This window comes from Rathayibacter sp. AY1F2, from assembly GCF_002930885.1.
Lineage (GTDB): Bacteria > Actinomycetota > Actinomycetes > Actinomycetales > Microbacteriaceae > Rathayibacter.
This window is the reverse complement of record NZ_PSVG01000059.1, coordinates 1-818: the sequence shown is the minus strand read 5'-3', so window position 1 is coordinate 818 and position 818 is coordinate 1. Positions and strand designations below refer to the sequence as shown.

Here is an 818-nt window from a genome sequence, read left to right as displayed (position 1 = left end):
GTGATCCGGGATCAGGAGGCGGCGATCGCCTCGGTGACCGCGGAGCGGGCGTCGACGGCGCTGTCGGCGGCGAGAGCGAGCTCCGCGTACCGCTTGGCGTCGTCGAGGGTGTGCTCGGCCAGCTCGGCGCGGACGTCGGCGAGAGCCGACGGCGACATCGAGAGGGTGGTGGCGCCGAGGCCGACGAGGACCACGGCGAGCAGCGGGTCGGCGGCGGCTTCTCCGCAGATCCCGACGGGCTTGCCCAGCGCCGCTCCCGCGCGGCCGACCTCGCCGACGAGGCGGAGCACGGCCGGGTGCCACGGGTCTTGGAACGCCGAGACCGTGCCGAGCATGCGGTCGGCGGCGAGCGTGTACTGGGTCAGGTCGTTGGTGCCGATCGAGGCGAAGTCCGCGACTCCGAGGATGCGGTCGGCGAGCAGGGCGGAGGAGGGGACCTCCACCATCACTCCGGCGGTGCGGATGCCGAGCTCCCGCGCCATCGAGGTGAAGTAGCGGGTCTCGTCCACGGTCGCGACCATCGGCGCCATGACCCAGAGGTCGGCGTCGGTCGCGGCATCGGCCTGGGCGAGGGCGGTGAGCTGGTCGCGGAGGATCTGCTCGCTGGCGCGGAGGGCGCGCAGTCCGCGGAGACCGAGGGCCGGGTTCTCCTCGTGGTCGTCGTTGAGGAAGCTCAGCGGCTTGTCGGCGCCGGCGTCGAGCGCGCGGACGACGACCTTGCGGCCGGGGAACGCAGCGAGCAGGCGCGTGTACTGCTCCGCCTGCTCGGCGACCGAGGGCGCCTCCTTCGCGTCGAGGAAGAGGAACTCGGTGCGGAA

1 protein-coding gene is annotated in these 818 nt (G+C 73.2%); it reads right to left on the bottom strand.

Features of this window, described 5'->3' with window-relative positions; genetic code table 11:
- Positions 1–11 precede the first annotated feature (11 nt).
- The coding region (locus C5C54_RS17505) for a putative PEP-binding protein (protein WP_146078908.1) at positions 12–818 on the bottom strand (807 nt) is incomplete at its 5' end.